At 58.7% G+C, this 16,314-nt stretch carries 16 protein-coding genes; 10 read left to right on the forward strand and 6 right to left on the reverse strand.

From position 1 onward, the window contains the following. The first annotated feature begins 21 nt into the window (after window positions 1-21). Together NQZ67_RS05645 and NQZ67_RS05650 are read left to right on the forward strand one after the other, a co-directional pair. Window positions 22-540, forward strand: coding sequence for a DinB family protein (locus NQZ67_RS05645; protein ID WP_257443577.1), 519 nt, complete (start codon window positions 22-24; stop codon window positions 538-540). Beyond that, complete coding sequence (locus NQZ67_RS05650; protein WP_257443579.1) at window positions 540-1,112, forward strand: YdeI/OmpD-associated family protein; 573 nt, start codon at window positions 540-542, stop codon at window positions 1,110-1,112. The genes NQZ67_RS05645 and NQZ67_RS05650 overlap by 1 nt, the downstream gene beginning before the upstream one ends. A gap of 325 nt (window positions 1,113-1,437) precedes the next feature. On the opposite strand, the gene NQZ67_RS05655 is transcribed toward NQZ67_RS05650, so the two are convergent. After that, on the reverse strand, window positions 1,438-3,630 hold the full coding sequence (locus NQZ67_RS05655) for an alpha-galactosidase (RefSeq protein WP_257443580.1): 2,193 nt from the start codon (window positions 3,628-3,630) through the stop codon (window positions 1,438-1,440). A 15-nt stretch (window positions 3,631-3,645) separates the two neighbouring features. Beyond that, window positions 3,646-4,695: a LacI family DNA-binding transcriptional regulator gene (locus NQZ67_RS05660; protein ID WP_257443582.1), complete on the reverse strand. Its 1,050-nt coding sequence runs from the start codon at window positions 4,693-4,695 to the stop codon at window positions 3,646-3,648. 200 nt (window positions 4,696-4,895) lie between these two features. Here NQZ67_RS05660 and NQZ67_RS05665 point away from each other — a divergent pair, with 200 nt between their 5' ends. Further along, window positions 4,896-5,636, forward strand: a complete 741-nt coding sequence (locus NQZ67_RS05665; RefSeq protein ID WP_257443584.1) for a hypothetical protein — start codon at window positions 4,896-4,898, stop codon at window positions 5,634-5,636. Between the two features lie 73 nt (window positions 5,637-5,709). Here the strand turns inward: NQZ67_RS05665 and NQZ67_RS05670 are convergent, their stop codons facing one another. From NQZ67_RS05670 to NQZ67_RS05680, 3 genes are all read right to left on the reverse strand, one after another. Beyond that, the gene (locus NQZ67_RS05670) at window positions 5,710-6,291 is read right to left on the reverse strand and encodes a hypothetical protein (protein WP_257443586.1); all 582 of its coding nucleotides are present in this window, start codon (window positions 6,289-6,291) and stop codon (window positions 5,710-5,712) included. Window positions 6,292-6,413: 122 nt separating this feature from the next. Further along, window positions 6,414-7,406, reverse strand: coding sequence for a CobW family GTP-binding protein (locus NQZ67_RS05675; protein WP_257443588.1), 993 nt, complete (start codon window positions 7,404-7,406; stop codon window positions 6,414-6,416). A 6-nt stretch (window positions 7,407-7,412) separates the two neighbouring features. Beyond that, window positions 7,413-8,753, reverse strand: a complete 1,341-nt coding sequence (locus NQZ67_RS05680) for an extracellular solute-binding protein (protein ID WP_257443590.1) — start codon at window positions 8,751-8,753, stop codon at window positions 7,413-7,415. A gap of 184 nt (window positions 8,754-8,937) precedes the next feature. Here NQZ67_RS05680 and NQZ67_RS05685 point away from each other — a divergent pair, with 184 nt between their 5' ends. The 5 genes from NQZ67_RS05685 (at window position 8,938) to NQZ67_RS05705 (ending at window position 13,503) form a co-directional block, all read left to right on the forward strand. After that, on the forward strand, window positions 8,938-9,600 hold the full coding sequence (locus tag NQZ67_RS05685; protein ID WP_257443591.1) for a helix-turn-helix transcriptional regulator: 663 nt from the start codon (window positions 8,938-8,940) through the stop codon (window positions 9,598-9,600). Continuing rightward, entirely contained in the window at window positions 9,593-10,714 is a 1,122-nt protein-coding gene (locus NQZ67_RS05690) for an alanine racemase (RefSeq protein ID WP_257443593.1), read from the forward strand. Before NQZ67_RS05685 ends, NQZ67_RS05690 begins: the two co-directional genes overlap by 8 nt. A gap of 19 nt (window positions 10,715-10,733) precedes the next feature. Beyond that, complete coding sequence (locus tag NQZ67_RS05695) at window positions 10,734-12,338, forward strand: N-acyl-D-amino-acid deacylase family protein (protein WP_257443594.1); 1,605 nt, start codon at window positions 10,734-10,736, stop codon at window positions 12,336-12,338. 20 nt (window positions 12,339-12,358) lie between these two features. Next, the gene (locus tag NQZ67_RS05700; protein WP_257443596.1) at window positions 12,359-12,823 is read left to right on the forward strand and encodes a RidA family protein; all 465 of its coding nucleotides are present in this window, start codon (window positions 12,359-12,361) and stop codon (window positions 12,821-12,823) included. Between the two features lie 557 nt (window positions 12,824-13,380). Next, on the forward strand, window positions 13,381-13,503 hold the full coding sequence (locus NQZ67_RS05705; RefSeq protein WP_257443598.1) for a sporulation protein YjcZ: 123 nt from the start codon (window positions 13,381-13,383) through the stop codon (window positions 13,501-13,503). Between the two features lie 128 nt (window positions 13,504-13,631). Here the strand turns inward: NQZ67_RS05705 and NQZ67_RS05710 are convergent, their stop codons facing one another. Further along, a complete protein-coding gene (locus tag NQZ67_RS05710) occupies window positions 13,632-13,892 on the reverse strand; it encodes a hypothetical protein (protein WP_257443600.1) in 261 nt (86 codons plus the stop codon). A 334-nt stretch (window positions 13,893-14,226) separates the two neighbouring features. Here NQZ67_RS05710 and NQZ67_RS05715 point away from each other — a divergent pair, with 334 nt between their 5' ends. Both NQZ67_RS05715 and NQZ67_RS05720 read left to right on the forward strand, forming a co-directional pair. Then, on the forward strand, window positions 14,227-15,243 hold the full coding sequence (locus NQZ67_RS05715) for a phosphodiester glycosidase family protein (RefSeq protein WP_257443601.1): 1,017 nt from the start codon (window positions 14,227-14,229) through the stop codon (window positions 15,241-15,243). A 31-nt stretch (window positions 15,244-15,274) separates the two neighbouring features. Further along, window positions 15,275-16,288 (forward strand): bifunctional glycosyltransferase family 2/GtrA family protein, encoded by a 1,014-nt coding sequence (locus NQZ67_RS05720; RefSeq protein ID WP_257443602.1) that lies wholly within the window; start codon window positions 15,275-15,277, stop codon window positions 16,286-16,288. The last annotated feature ends 26 nt before the right edge of the window (window positions 16,289-16,314 follow it).

The following is a 16,314-nucleotide window of genomic DNA, read 5'->3' on the forward strand; positions in this document are numbered from 1 at the left end:
ACATCAAAGGAGACGATACGAATGACGAATCATCCGGCCGAACTATTGAAATACCACGCATGGGCTAACCAAACGATTATAGGGAGAATCAAGGAGCTCCCGGCCCCGGCGCTGAGCCAAGAAGTGAACAGCTCGTTCCCGACCGTGGCGCATGCCTTAAGCCATATTTATGTTGTGGATCGAATGTGGTATCTGGTGCTGACAGGCGCGGGCATGCCGGAGGCTTTCCAAGCCACGATGGCGCTCAATACGAGAATTCTTGGATCCATTGATGAGTACGCAGTCATGTTCGAAGAGTTAGCCGGACAATACGGAGATTGGATCCAAAGCCAAGATGACTTGGAGCAAACCATCCTGCTGGATAACCCATTCGCCGGCGTCCGCCAAACCCGTCTGTCGGAAATCGTGCTGCATGTCGTCAATCACGGCACCTATCACCGGGGCAATGTATCCACGATGCTCCGTCAGCTCGGCCATGCATCCGCCATGAACGACTACGCACTGTTCTGGTATCAGGCGGCTGCGTCGCCAACGGCCTAATGGAAATCGAGAATTTCCTGCTGGAGGCAAAATCAAGGGAAGTGCTGAGGGAGTGGCTGCGTGAGAACGGAAAGACCGCAAAATCCTGTTGGGTCGCCGTCAGCATGACGCCGAGCCCGGATACGCTGCTTTATTTGGACGCGGTCGAAGAAGCTCTATGCTTCGGATGGATCGACAGCGTCAAGAAGAACGTGCCCGGGGCGGGCCTTGCCCAAAGATTGTCGCCCAGAAGCAGAAGAAGCAATTGGACCGAGCTTAACAAAGAACGCGTCCGCCGCCTTGAGAAGCTGGGGCTCATGAGCGAAGAAGGCAGAGAGGCGCTTCCCGATATGGACCCCGCTTCGTTCCGGATGGATGAAGCTATTGAGCAGAGGCTGAAGCAGGATCCGCAGGTTTACAAAATTTTTCTAGCGTTCCCGCCCTTGTACCAGAGAGTCCGGATCGATACGATCCAAAGCGTTAAAGATCAGCCCGAACTATTCGCCAGCCGGCTGGAGCGATTGATTGCGAACACGAGGGAGAACAAAATGTTCGGCCAGTGGCACGATCACGGACGTCTTCTGGATTATTGAGGGAGCGTTGACAGGAGAAAGAAAGCTATAGCGATCTGTCGTGTCGTTACTCTCGTGACGACGGCGGGTTGCGATGCTTTAGCGACATCAAGGATCGTTATCGCTTCGAGAAGAGTGCTTGGTTGAGCGGTAGCGGTCTGTCGTGTCGTTACTCCAGTGACGACGGCGGGTTGCGGCGCATTAGCGACACGATGAGTCGCTATCGCGTAGTGAAGAGCAGCTTGGTTCTGCAATAGCAATCAGTCATTGGTTATCAATTTCGCAAAGAAGCAGCAGCCGGGTAGGCTGCTGCTTCTTTATGCTTGTCGCGGTATGGCACGCGCGCTTATACGGCGCGGAAATGGTAAATCTTGCTGGCGAAATCGCCGAAGAATTGCGGCTTCGGCAAGCCGGCGTACATGAGGTCGTCGCCTCCGTAAGGCACGCTGTCCGAGCCTTCCAGGACATATTGCTTATCCGGCGCCAAGCCTTGCAGCTTGAAGCGGCCAAGACGCGCGTGCGGCTCTTGCAGCACCTGAACGTAGACGACGAACGCCTCGTCCTTCGTCTTGGAGACGAACATCCATGCCGTGTCGTTCCCCTCGAACGGGCTCAGGATACGGTAGAAATCGCCGAACTGCACGAGATGGCGGATGCTCTTGTACAGCTCGACCTGCTCCTTGACGACCGCGTTTTCTTCCTCGCTGAACTTGGTCAGGTCGAGCTCGTAGCCGAAGTTGCCGGAGAGCGCCACGTTGCCCCTTGTCTCGAGCGACGTCACGCGTCCTACCTGATGGTTCGGCACCGCGGATACGTGGGCTCCCATCGTGCTGACCGGGTAGACGATGCTGGTGCCGTATTGGATTTTCAGCCTGGAGATCGCGTCGGAATTGTCGCTTGTCCAAGTCTGCGGCATGTAATACAGCATGCCCGGATCGAAGCGTCCGCCGCCGCCCGAGCAGCTCTCGAACAGTATGTTCGGGAAGGCCGTCGTAATGCGCTCCAGAACGGAGTACAGGCCGAGCATGTACCGGTGCGCCGTCTCTCTCTGACGGTCCGCAGGAAGCAAGGCGGAGCCGATCTCCGTCATGTTGCGGTTCATATCCCATTTCACATACGTAATCGGCGCGCTGGACAGAATGTCCGAAACCGTGCGAACGATATACTCCTGGACGTCCTCGCGGGACAAATCGAGAATCAGCTGCTGACGAGCCTGCGTTCTTCTGCGGCCTTCGATATGCAGGCACCAGTCTGGATGATTGCGGTACAGCTCGCTGTCCGGGGAGATCATCTCCGGCTCGAACCACAGACCGAACTCCATGCCGAGATTTTTAACGCGGGCAAAGAGATCCTCGAGCCCGTTCGGGAGCTTGCGGCGGTCGACGAACCAATCGCCCAGGGAGGTGCGATCGTCGTCGCGCTTGCCGAACCAGCCGTCGTCGAGGACGAACAGCTCGATGCCGAGCTCCTTGCCCGCGCGGGCGATCGATTCGATCTTATCCGCGTTGAAGTTGAAGTAGGTCGCTTCCCAGTTGTTGACCAGAATCGGTCTTGCTTGATCGCGGAACGTTCCGCGGCATAGACGGGAGCGGTACAAATCATGATAAGTGCGGGACATGCCGCCGATCCCTTGATCGGAGTGCACGAGAATGGCTTCCGGCGTCTGGAACGACTCGCCCGGGCTAAGAAGCCAGCTGAAATCGAACGGGTTGATGCCGGCGAACACGCGGGCGCTGTGGAACTGATCGACCTCGGCTCCCGCCGCGAAGCTGCCGCTGTAGACCAGGCTGACGCCGTATGCCGTGCCATGCTCTTCCGTCGCTCCTTCCGACAGCAGCGCGATGAACGGATTCTGGACATGGCTGCTCGAGCCTCTGCGGCTCTCGACCGACTGCATGCCCGGAACCAGCGCCCGGCGGTGGATATGGCGCTCGCGCACCCACGAACCGGAAAGCTGCAGCAGCTCGTAGCGGTCATCCGCCATGTCGAGGCTCATGCTGAGCGCTCGGAGCACTTTGAGCGGGCTGCCTCCCGTATTCACGAGCCTGGCGGATCTTGCGATCGCGTCGGAATCCCGGAATACCGTGTACGAGAGGATAACCTGCAAGCCGGCAATGTCGTCCTTCAGCGTAATTTCGAGCGTCTCGGCTTCCTCGTCGCTCTCGGCGTATACGGCCGGCAGTCCTGCGAGTCCCGGCTTGCCGGACACGATCCGGTAGGAGTCGTACAGGAGCTCCGTTACCGTCGATCCGTTCGCCTGCTGAACCTGAACCGCCGGCGTCCGGAAATCGGACGCGCCGTAAGAAGGATATTCCTGCGGCAGCGTATCGAGCGACAGCTCCAATTGATCCATGTCCGGAGTCGGCGAGAACGAGGCCCTTCCTTTGATCTCGAGGAGACGCTCCACGCCGATGCCCGTAATTTTTCTCCCCCAATACAAATGCGCCAGATACCCCTGCTCCGTAACCTTCATGACGTAGCTTGTATTCCCGGATTGCAGATGGAAGACGGAGCCTTCCTGCAGAAATTGAATACCCATCGATAACAGCCTCCCTTAATTCGATTTCGAATGTGATAGATTTGCGCCGCTGCTCTCCCGAACAATCAGCTTCGTGTTTACCTTGACGTGCATGGCCGCTTCGCGCCCTTCGATCCGCTCCAGCAGCAGCTGCGCCGCCGTTCTTCCCATTAATTCCGTATGGGCGCGGACCGTCGTAAGCGGCGGATGCAAATAGGCGGAAATTTCGATATCGTCGAAGCCGATGATGGCCATCTCCTCCGGCACGTTCACGCCATTCTCTTGAAGCGCGCGAAGCGCTCCCGCCGCCATCGGATCGCTGCCCATCAGCACCGCGGTCGGACGCTCTCCAGCCTCGAGAAGACGAAGCATCCCTTGATACCCGCCCGCCGGCGCCCAGTAGGAGGCAATGTCGTACTCCGAATGGTACAGGCCGCGTTCGGTCATCTCCCTGCGAAATACCGATCTTCGGGGATCGATCGTTTCGATAGGCGTAAGTCCCGGCACCAGCCGGTGCACGGTTTCGTCTCCGCCGATATACGCGATCCGCTTATGCCCCTGCTCGAGCAGATGGGCAATAGCGTCGCGCACGCCCCCTTCGAAGTGAAGCGAGACGCAATCGCAGCTCGCGGGCTGATCCGCATTGTTGACGAAGACGGTGCGGTCCGTTCGGGAATACAATTGCGCGACGTCTTCCGAAGCGATGGATCCGACAACGATCAGGCCATCCAGCTCATTCACCGTTCCAAGCTCGGCGCCGCCGCTTCCGCGGAGGACCTTGGATATCGTCAGCCCCAGCTCGTCGCAGCGATGCTCGATCCCCCGGCGGATCGAGGCGAAATACGGATCGTCCCGCTCATCCTCAAGCGACGACCACATGAGAAGGCCGATCTGCTTCCTGGATAGCTGCTCTTCACGCTTCAGCTTCTTCAGTCTGGCCGGCTTGTAGCCGAGCTGCTCCGCGATCGCGAAGACGCGCGTCCTCGTCTCCTCGCCGACGGCTAACGTCGCGTCGTTGTTAAGCACGCGCGATACGGTCGCCGGAGATACCCCCGCCTGCTGCGCGATGTCTTTGATCGTTGGCATGGGATACCTTCGACCTCCCTAGATAATGTTTAGTTAATAATTTTACTGAACGTAATTATCATAACAAATCGGACTTTAGTTCACAATACTAGAATATCGGGTAATGGGAAGTAGCGGAAATCAGCTTGGAGGCTGCAACTTTTCCGCTCCGATCCTGCGTCTTAGGTGTAATGACTATGAAACGAACAGGAGTGATCCGCATGAAAAAGATGATGACGCTGCTCTGCATGGCCGCCGTTCTCGTATTCACGGGATGCGCTAACGATTCGGCGAATAATACGAAAGAGCCGACCCAGGAGCAGCAGACCCCGGCCGGATCGGACGGGCAATCCGGGAATGCCGGCAACGGCAACCAGACGAACGACGGCAACGCGCAGACGCCGACTGCTTCTCCGTCCCCGGCAGCGGGAGACAACAGCGGCGACAACGATTCGGACAAGCCTTACGCCGAACCGAAGGAAGCGGCCGACGCCGTCATATCGGCGCTGAAAACCAAAGATTTGGCAACGCTCGGCAAGCTTGTGCATCCGGAACACGGCATCCGATTCTCTCCGTACGTGCATATCGACGCCGAGAAAGCCGTCCGGTTCAATGCCGGCAAGCTGCCATCCATGGAAGATGCGACGGTTCGTAACTGGGGCAACTACGATGGCTCCGGCGAGCCGATCGAGCTGACCTTCGCGGAATATTACGATCGGTTCGTATACGACCATGACTACGCGAAGCCGCAAGAAATCGGGGATGACTCCATACTCGGCAGCGGCAATACGACGCCGAATATTAAGGACATCTACCCGGAGAGCTACATCGTCGATTACCACTTCAATGGCTTCGACGAGAAGAACGAAGGCATGGACTGGGCCAGCCTCATCCTCGTTATGGAGGAGCATGAAGGCGGCTGGTACGTCAGCGCCGTCGTTCACTCGGGCTGGACCATATAGATGAACCAAAGAAGGCATGGCCGTACATCGAATCTACCCACTCGATGTACGGTCATGCCTTCGCTTCGCTCGGTTACGTCTGCTTCTCTTGAGCCGGTGCCGGCGCTGGTGCCGGGGCGGCACCCGCGTTCGGCGACTCCTTCGGCGTAGCGCCGCCGTCCTGCTTCTGCTCGCGGTGGATCTTCCACCGGCGCTGCTCCTTGCCGCCGTGCGCCTTCATAAGCTCCTCGCGCAGCTGCTCTTCCGTCTTGCCGTCCGTCTTAATGCCGTGCTTCTCGGCTATCTTCTGCAGATGTTCCAGACGCTTGGCCCGGTGCTCCGCTTTGAACGCTTCCCATTTCTCTTTGTTCGCTTCCTTCGCCACGGCCAGCTCTTCCTTGAGCTGCTGCGCCGACTTTCCTTCCGTCTGGATGCCGAAGTAATCCGCCATCTCCTGAAGCTTCTTCAGGCGATAGGCCTCGAAGTCCTCCTTCGACATATGGATGCGATGACGTTCATGATGCCCGTCCTCGCTCTCCTGCTTCGCAGCCTGTTTCTCTGCCGCCGCAGGCGCCGTCGTCTCCGCGCTGACCGGTACCGCCTGCCAGATCGATGCTGCCGCGACACCCGCAGCCGCAGCCAAGAGGAAGCCTCTTCTTGCCTTCTTCCTATACATATGCTGACTCACCCTTCTATCGCAGTTGTATGCCGAGGAGAGCCGTTAGCAGCACATGCAGCGCTCTCCTCTTCTGGAATATTGTTCCCATGCACGTATCCCGATAGACATGATTCAACAAATTATGACTCCGACAAGAGAAGAGCGATCCTCTCGTCCAGCCATTCCTTGGAGAAGTGCTCTCCGATAAATACCGCCACGTCCAGCACTTCGCCCTGCGGCTCGATTCGGATGAAATCGGACTCTCTGTATGCGTATTGGAATAAATAGCGGCTGCCGGCCGACATGTCGGAGAATGACACGATGCCCTTGGCTCTGTAGATGTTGTCCGGGAGACCGCGCAGAAGCTCCTCGAACGCCACGCTGTTCACTGGCTCATCCAGATAGTAGGTCGCGGCCATGACATGCCCATGAGAATGCTCATGCTCATGCCCGTCCTCCTCATGACCGTGTTCGCGGCCATGACGGATCGAGCCAACCTCGATGTCGCCGGATTCCGCTTCCAGCCAGCGCCAATCGTCCAGCTCGCAGCGCACGACGGGCACGATATCGGCATGGCCGTTCCACTCCCGGAGCAGCTGCTGCGCCTCCACGAGCTGCTCCGGCTCCAGCTTGTCGCACTTGTTGAGGAGCAGCAGCGTTCCGCATCGGATCTGTTCCTTCATCAGCTTGAACGTCCTGCCTTTGCCGGACCTGCTTCTCGCCAGCAGCTCAGGACCGTCGACGACGGTGATCACCGCTCGAAGATCGACGGTTTTGTACATGGAGGCGTCCGTCACGCCGTCCAGCGTCTCCATCGGATTAGCCGCGCCCGTCGACTCGATCACGATGGCGTCAGGACGATGCTCCGCTATGAGCGCGCCGATCTCTACGCCAAGATCCCCTCGGATGGAGCAGCAAATGCAGCCCCCCAGCATCTCGGCCATCGGCACCTCCCGATCAACCAGCTCGCCGTCCAAATTCACTTCACCCAGCTCGTTCATAATAACGGCCGGCTTCAGCCCGCGCCGCTTCCATTCGCTCAGCAGGTTCCCGAGAAGCGTCGTCTTCCCGCTCCCTAGAAAGCCCGAAAGCAAATAAACGGGCGTCGGCTTCGCTTGTTCATTGCTTATCATTATCGATTAACTCCCGTCTGTAATAGGTGATCCATTCAGCTCCGCAAGCGCGGCGGCATGCGCTTCCTGCACGCTCTCCGCGACCTCCGCGGGATCGCCGCCCTTCAACAGCTCCCGAAGGCCGCGGTTCAGCGCTTCCGCGCCTTCGGCCGTTAACATCGAGTCGTAGACGGGCGTCAGCCGAACGCTGTTCACCAGATCGTACACCTGCGCGAAGATCGGGGACACCATGCTTTTGTCCAGCGCAAGCTTATAGCTGACGAGCTGGTTGCTCGCCAGCGTTCGGCGCTGCGCGTCGGGGCCTGACATCGCGAAGATGAGCCGCAGAGCGGCCTCCTTCCTCGCGCCTTCTTCCCGCACGCCAAGCGCCATTCCCGATCCGACGACGCCCGCCAGCGTGTTCGGCTGGCCTTGGCCGCCGGGGATCGCTGGAAGCACGGTCGCTCCCATGCTCCGAAGCTCTTCGTCCGATGCATGCGCGGCCATATTCGTGAGCGCCCACCCGCCGTCGATCATCATCGCGGCTTCTCCTCTTACGAAGCGCAGCTCCATCTCGACATTATCGATCCGTTCGTAGTCCTCTTGGAATGCCCCGGCTTGTCCGAGCTGCCGCATGTAAGCCAGCGCTTCGACGAATGGAGGGTCGGTGAACCGGGCGCCGTTCTGGCTTACCGCCTGCAGGAACCATTCCGTTCCCGTCACCCGGTCGGCAATCGAGCTGAAGATGCTGGCTTGAGCAAGCCAGCCCGCCTTATTGCCAAGCGCGATCGGGGTAATTCCCTGCTCGTTGAAATGACGGATCACGTGCAGCAGCTCGCCCCATGTCGTCGGCACCTTCATCCCGCTCCGCTCGAATATATCCTTGTTGTAATACAAGATCGACGTCGGCGACAGCCCCATGGGGGCTCCGTAAACAAAGTCCCACTCCGAGAACGCTTCCAAAGAATTCGGCAGAAAGCCGTCCCGCCATTCCGGATATTGTTCAAGCAGCGGATTAATCGGCGCGATAAGCCCGGCCGCCGCCAGCTTCCTCGTCATCGACCCGCTCCACATGACAAAAACGTCCGGAACCTCGCCCCTCAAAGCCGCGGCCATCAGGCGGGATCGGTACTCGTCCGGAGGAATGGCTTCGACGAACAAGCTGATGTTCGTATTCGCTTCCTGATACTCCCGTACGATGTCCCGCATCGTCTGCGCGCGCAGATCGTCCCCGGTGAAATTGTGCCACAGCGTGAGCTCGATGACCCTGGATTCCGTCTCCTGCGCCTCTTCCCTCTGGACAACGCAGGAGGTCGAAACGGCAACAAGAATCGACATAATAGCGACTAGCGACATGGCCTGCTTCATTCCAAGCGCCCCCCTCTATCCCTCTCCTATGTACAAGTATAGAGAAAAAAGTCGAAATTGCACAGCGATTTGCGCAAAACAAATCATACTTTTTGTTAGAATGCCAAAATTTTTGTTTGATTTTTTCATTTGCGAGGTGTACCATGACACTTGAAAATGGTTTTTCTGAAGAGAGGTGACGTTGTTGGAAACCATATCACAGGAATTCGTTTTTTTCGCCGAGTTGGCCAAAGGCATTGCCGCCCAATTCGGTGAGCAGTGCGAGGTCGTCATCCATGACTGGTCGAAGCCGTTCGAAAGCACGATCGTCGCGATCGAGAACGGACACGTCACGGGACGGAAGGTTGGAGATCCGAGCACCAATCTCGGACTGGAAATCATGCGGGGGTCCCGGGACGGGGACAATCGCCACAACTACATTACGCAAACCGCGGACGGACGCCTGCTTCGCTCTTCGTCGATGTACGTGAAGAATAGCGCGGGCCAGATCATCGGCGCGGTGTGCATCAATATGGACATTACGGACATCATGGCCGCCGAGAAAGCGCTCCACTCGCTCACGGGCAGCGGCGGAGCCATGGTCAGAGAATCGTTCGTCAGCAGCGTGAACGAGCTGCTCGACAGCCTGCTGATCGAAGCTCAGGAGGCGATCGGCAAGCCGCCGGCGCAGATGAACAAGGAGGACAAGATCAGGCTGATTCAGCTGCTCGACCAGAAGGGCGCGTTCCTGATCAAGAAGTCGGGAGAACGGATTTGCAGCCACTTGGGCATCTCGAAGTTCACCCTTTATAACTATTTGGAAGAATCCAAGTCCGGGGATGGGAAGGAGAGCTTCGATCATGAATAACTCCGTTACGGGCGCTTCGGCGCCGGAGACGCCGTGTGTCGTCATCGATCTGGAAGCCGTTAACGCCAACATTATCCGTATGGCAGCCGCCATTCAGAAGACGGGCGTGGCGCTTCGTCCTCACGCGAAGACGCATAAGCTGCCCGAGATGGCGCAGCGCCAGCTCATGGCAGGCGCGGCCGGCATTACCGTCGCCAAAATCGCCGAGGCCGAAGCGATGGCCGCCGGCGGCATCCGCGACATCTTCGTCGCTTATCCCATAGTGGCCGAGTCCAAGCTGGCGCGCGCCGCCAAGCTGGCGAAGGACGGCGTCCGGCTCGTCATCGGGGCCGACAGCCTGGAAGGCGCGAGGCGCATATCCGAAGCCGCTGTACGTCACGGCGTCGATCTCGAGGTCCGTCTCGAGATCGAATCCGGCTTAAAGCGGACCGGCGTGGAGCCTTTGGACGCCGCCGCCCTTGCGCGGGACATTGCCGCTCTGCCCGGCATCCGGCTAACCGGCATCTTCACCTATCGCGGCGCAATGCTTGGCGGCTCCGGAACAACCGATCTGCGCGCCGCGGGCCATGAGGAAGGCGAGCTGATGGTACGCGCGGCCGAGGCGATCCGCGCGGCCGGCGTCTCCATCTCAGACGTGAGCGTCGGCTCCTCCCCGACCGCCCTCTACGCCGCCGAGATCGACGGAATTACGGAGGTGCGGCCCGGCACTTACATTTACCAAGATGCCATGCAGGCCGCATTCGGCCTCTGTTCCCTCGAAGAATGCGCCGGCACGGTGCTGGCAACGGTCGTCAGCCGTCCCGCTCCGGACCGCATCGTCATCGACGGCGGCAGCAAGACGTTCGCGACGGACGTCCAGCCGGACAAAGCTCCTCTGCATCTGAGAGGATTCGGCCGCGTCGTCTCCGATCCGAACGCCGTCTTCGAACGGATGAACGAGGAGCACGGCGTTATCGCGGTCGACCCAAGCAGCGGCTACCGGGTTGGAGACGTAATAGCCATTGTACCCAACCATATTTGCAGCACGGTCAATCTTCACAGCCATGTGTACCTCCGGCATGCGAACGGCGAACTGGTGAAAACAACCGTGGCCGCCCGCGGCTTGCTGGAATAACCGAGAGGAGACCCCCACCATGCTGGATCTCGTATTCAAAAACGGAAAAATCGTCGATGGCACAGGCAACCCCTGGTTCAAGGGGGACGTCGGGCTGAAGGACGGCATTATCGTGTCCGTCGGCCATATCGATCAGGAAGCGCATCGCATCATCGACGTTTCGGGCAAGATCATCTCGCCCGGCTTCATCGACGGGCACTGCCACTCCGATCTCATGATTCTGGACCATCCCGGCAGCGACATCAAGCTTCAGCAAGGCGTTACGACCGAGGTCGTCGGCAACTGCGGTCTCGCTCCCGCTCCTTACGTCCGCAGCAGAGGCGATCTGCTCCAAACGTACGTGCAGCCCGTCATCGGCAGCACGGCTTGGGAGTGGCCTTGGGAGACGGTCGGCGACTATATGGATCATGTCGCGCAGACGCTGATCTCCGAGCATATCGCCACCTACGTCGCGCACGGCGCTCTGCGGATCGCGGTCATGGGCTTCGAGAACCGCCCGGCCACGCCCGCGGAAATCGCCCGCATGAAGGAGCTGCTCGAGGAAGGCTTGCGCGCTGGAGCGATCGGCCTCTCCATCGGCCTGCTCTACGCGCCGGGCAGCTATACATCGCGCGAGGAATTGGCGGAGCTGTGCAGCGTCCTGCCGAAATATAACGGCCTGCTCTCGACCCATATTCGAGGCGAAGGGAACAACCTGCTGCCGTCGGTCGCGGAGGTTATCTGGATCGCCGAACGCGCCGGCATCTCGCTTCATATCAGCCATCTGAAGGCGGCCGGCAAGGCGAACTGGGGCAAGGTGCTCGACGCGCTGGAGCTCGTCGAAGCGGCGAGGGCCCGAGGCATGGACGTGACGGTCGACGTCTATCCGTACAACGCGGGGTCGACGACGCTGACGACCGTGCTCCCGCCATGGGTGCTCGAAGGCGGCATTCAAGCGACGCTTGAAGCTTTCCGCAATCCGAGCCTTCGGGCTCGCATTAAGGAAGAGCTTGGAGAGGAGCAGACCGAATGGGATAACCTAGTCTGCTCCACGGGCTGGAACAGCGTCATTGTCTCTGCCGTCCAGACCGAGAAGAACAAGCCGCTGGAAGGGAAGCACATCGCCGAAATCGCGGAGCTTCGCGGCCAGCATCCCGTCGACTGCATGATGGACTTGCTGCTGGAGGAGAACGGTCAGATCGCTATCGTCTACTTCCACATGTCCGACGACGACGTGAAGCAGGTGATCGCTTACGAGAAGTCGCTGATCGCTTCCGACAGCTTGAACTGCGAGATCGGCAAGCCGCATCCGCGCACGTACGGCACGTTCCCGCGCGTCTTCGCCAAATACGTGCGGCAGGACAAGACGCTGTCGCTCGAGCAGGCGGTCCGCAAGCTGACATCCTTCCCGGTTCAGCGCTTCAAGCTGGGCAAACGCGGCTTGCTCGTCCCGGGCTACGCGGGAGATCTTACCGTGTTCGACCTGGATACGATCCAGGACAACGCTACCTTCGCCGATCCGCGCCAGTATCCGGCCGGCTTCTCGCACGTCGTCGTCGGCGGCCACCTCGCGCTGGAGCACGGCGTCCATACGAACAGGCGCGACGGCTCCATGCTCAGAGCCCATCATTGCTGCTCTCATTAAAACAAAAGGAGAAATGAATCATGTCCCAAATCGAAAAACGTCTGGCCGAGCTCGGCATCACTTTACCTATCCTGCCTGAACCGAAGTTTCTATATAAAACGGTGAACCAGACGGGCAACCTAATCTACACGTCCGGCTTCGACTGCCGCATCGACGGCGTCCTTATGTATGAGGGCAAAGTCGGCTCGGATCTCACGATCGAGCAAGGCCAGGAAGCCGCCCGTCAAGTCGTCATCAACCTGCTTGCCGCGATGAAAGCCTATCTCGGCGATCTGGACCGCGTCGTGAAGATCGTCAAAATTCTCGGCTTCGTCAACAGCGCTCCCGGCTTCGGTGATCAGCCATATGTATTGAACGCCGCTTCCCAGCTGCTGATTGACGTCTTCGGCGAGGAAGGCCGCCATGCCCGCTCCGCCATCGGCACCAGCGACCTGCCGTTCCATACGCCGGTCGAGATCGAGCTGATCGCCGAGATTCGCGACTAGCACGCACGCGAATCCGAAACTTCAAGCACAAGAATCCCCAAGCGGAAGCCGCTTGGGGATTTTTGTTGGCATGCTATAGTCAACTAGTGGACATGCTTATCGGTCTTCATTCGCTGCCGCGTCTGGAGGAAGAGGGATTAGTACAGAAGAGTGCGAGTGATGATAACCAAGAGAATGAAGAGGACCAGGATAGCTCCAACGCTGTTGTAACCGCCGCATCCAACTCCAACACCTGCTACTGGGTAGTGGTTGTTAGCACCGCCAGAAACGTTTGCCGCGTAGTTCATTGTTTCATCTCCTTTTTGTTAATGTACAGTATCCTATGTCTATTTCCCCAGAGTGTATAGGCGAATCGGAAAATTGTGCGTTTGCTTATTTTCCCATTTCGCCCGAACCTTCCGAGCCCAGTAACGGCGCATGGCCATGCCCTGAAGGGCCGTCATCCCTTTTTCTAGGCATTAGCCGAAGTTTAATGTCCATAGGGGCATTAACCCAGTCACATTGAACCAGAGGCACATAACATACAGAGTACTCAAGACGTAAGGAGGTGCATGCAAATGTCCGGTTGCGTTGGTGGTGCTTACGGTCACAATAACGTAGGAGCGATCCTGGTTCTCTTCATCCTGTTGGTGATTATCGCTTGCAGCTTGTGCGGTTTCGGCGGCTTCGGCAAATGGTAATGAACGTCTGACATGTATCCTCCATGCATGCAGACTTGTTCAACACTCATATTACTAGCGGAGGGCCCGCCCCAGGCGGGCCTTCCCTTCCGCGTCTCTCCGGACAAGCCCTCCGTTCTCCCACCGACTCAATAATCCCTCGTTGTCAGCGCCTTCTTGGCCGTCTCCCGCGAGAAGAAGCCTCCGGCCGTAATGATCTTCATCGGGAGCTCCCTCCCTCCCTCCCTCCCTCCCGCCAAATCCTTGACCGCCTCCTCGATCGCGCCGAGCGCCATCTCGTCGTTATGCGCGTACACCACGCCGATCCGCCCCCCGTGACGCCCCAGCGCCTCCAACATTTTCTCCTTACCGCTCTGCCTCGAGAAGTCGCCGTTCAACGATTTCAGCATTTCTAACCTACAACCCAACTTCAGCACTTCCTTAAACCCCCTCTCCCTGCCGACGACCGGCGCCGAGTTCGCCGTTCCCTTCAGTCGACGACCTGGTACGTACTGCCCTCCTCCGCTTGCTGTTCAGTCATCTCGCTGAGATTAGGCTGCGATACGCCGAACAGATAAGGGGAACCCTGCGCTGTCATCCGGTCAAAAGTTACCAATTTCGGCGCTGCGCGTCATTCAGCAAACATTCAGCCCCCGCTCAGCCAGCCATCAGCTTCGTCTAAGGCGGCTTTCAGTTTCGCAGCCTACAATGCTTGCTATACACCGCTGCAAAGGAGAAACGCCCATGAGTAGAAACAAAAAGAAAATATGGCTTACCGCGACCGCTTCGACGCTCCTCGTCATCGGTTCCATCCTATATCTGCTCGCCGACCGCTATCTGATCGAACATGTCGAGGTCGTCGTGACGGACGAGGCGCCGGCGGCCGAGGCTTCATCCGGTACGGAAACCTCCGCCGACACTTCGACCGCCTCCTCCTCGGAGCTTTCTCCGGACGCCGCCGAGACGGAATTGGAGGAAGTGCCTAGCACCCAGGCCGAGCAGCCCGCCGTCTCCGACGATTGGAGCTACAAGGACGAGAACGTCTCGCTCTCCATTGAGCAAGTCCAGACCGGCTCGGGCAGCGATACGATTACCTATTTCGTGGCCGACGTCGTGCTGGAGGACAGCTCGAGTCTGCGCACCGCGTTCGCCAAGGACTCGTTCGGCCGCAACATCATCGAGAATACGTCGACCATCGCCTCCGGCAAAAACGCGATCTTCGCCATCAACGGCGACTATTACGGCTTCCGCGACAACGGCGTCATTATCCGGAACGGCACGCTGTTCCGGGACGAGCCGGCGCGCGACGCGCTCGCGCTGTTCGCCGACGGCTCGCTTCAAACCTACAACGAAGAGGAAATGTCATCCGAGGAGCTTCTCCAGAACGGCGTAACCAACACCTTCTCGTTCGGTCCCATCCTGGTGTCGGACGGGCAGGTCGCGACGAATCTCGATCAAGTTACGATCGACACGAACTTCGGCAACCGCTCGATCGAGGACGCGAACCCGCGCACCGGCATCGGCATGATCGCGCCGAACCATTACGTCTTCGTGGTGGTCGACGGCCGCAGCAGAGGCTACAGCCGAGGCATGACGCTGAACGAATTCGCGGCGCTGTTCCAGGAGCTCGGCGCGACCGAAGCGTACAACCTGGACGGCGGCGGCTCGTCCACGATGTATTTTAACGGCAGAGTCGTGAACAGCCCGCAAGGCAAGGGCGAGGAGCGCGGCGTCAGCGACATCATCTATATCGGAGCATAATCCCATTCATCCATGAAGGAGGCCGCGCGCCATGATTTGCTTAATTCCCTCCTACGAGCCGGATAACCGGCTGACCCAGCTCATCCATGAGCTGAAAGCTCAGATCAACGCTACAATCGTCATCGTCGACGATGGCAGCGGACCGCTCTACCGACACCTGTTCGAGCAAGCGCGCAGGGAAGGCTGCATCGTCTTGACCCACCTCACGAATAAAGGCAAAGGACGCGCTCTCAAAACAGGTTTCTCCTATATATTGGATCTCCCGGATCCGCAAGGCGCCGTCGTGTGCGCCGACAGCGACGGGCAGCATCTTCCCGCGGACATTAAACGGATTGCCGAAGCGGCCGTTCTCCATCCCGACCATATCGTCCTCGGCGGGCGGCGGTTCACTGGCGACGTTCCTATGCGCAGCCGGTTCGGCAACACCCTGACCCGCAAGGTGTACGGTGCGGCGACCGGTCTAAACGTGTACGATACGCAGACCGGCCTTCGCGGCTTCTCGTTCTCCATGCTGGATTGCCTCTGCCGCATTCCCGGCGAGCGCTTCGAATACGAGATGAACATGCTGCTCGCCGCCTCGGAGGAAGGCTGGCCGCTGCTGGAGCTGCCGATCGACACGGTCTATCTGGAGAATAACCAGTCCTCGCACTTCCGCCCCTTGGCGGATTCGTTCAAAATTTATTTGCCTTTCTTGAAGTTCAGCGCTTCCTCCATCCTCTCGGCGGCAATCGACTTCGCGCTTTTGTTCCTGCTCGCCTGGTGGACCGATCATTTGCTTGTCGCCGTCGCAGGTGCTCGGCTGTGCAGCTCGATCTTCAACTACGCGATGAACCGGCGATTCGTGTTCCGCAAGAAGAACGGAGCGGCGATCGCGCGGTCGATGCCGAAATATTTTGCCCTGGTGCTGCTCATTCTGCTCCTCAATTACGGGCTCATGGCGTTCACGCACGAAGGCATCGGCCTGCCGCTGCTCGCGTCCAAGCTGGTGACTGAAGCTTCGCTGTTCCTGTTCAGCTTTTGGGCACAGAGGAAGTTCGTCTATTGACGGTGAGACCGGGACCAATCGTAAGG

Source organism: Paenibacillus soyae, from assembly GCF_024623455.1.
Lineage (GTDB): Bacteria > Bacillota > Bacilli > Paenibacillales > Paenibacillaceae > Pristimantibacillus > Pristimantibacillus soyae.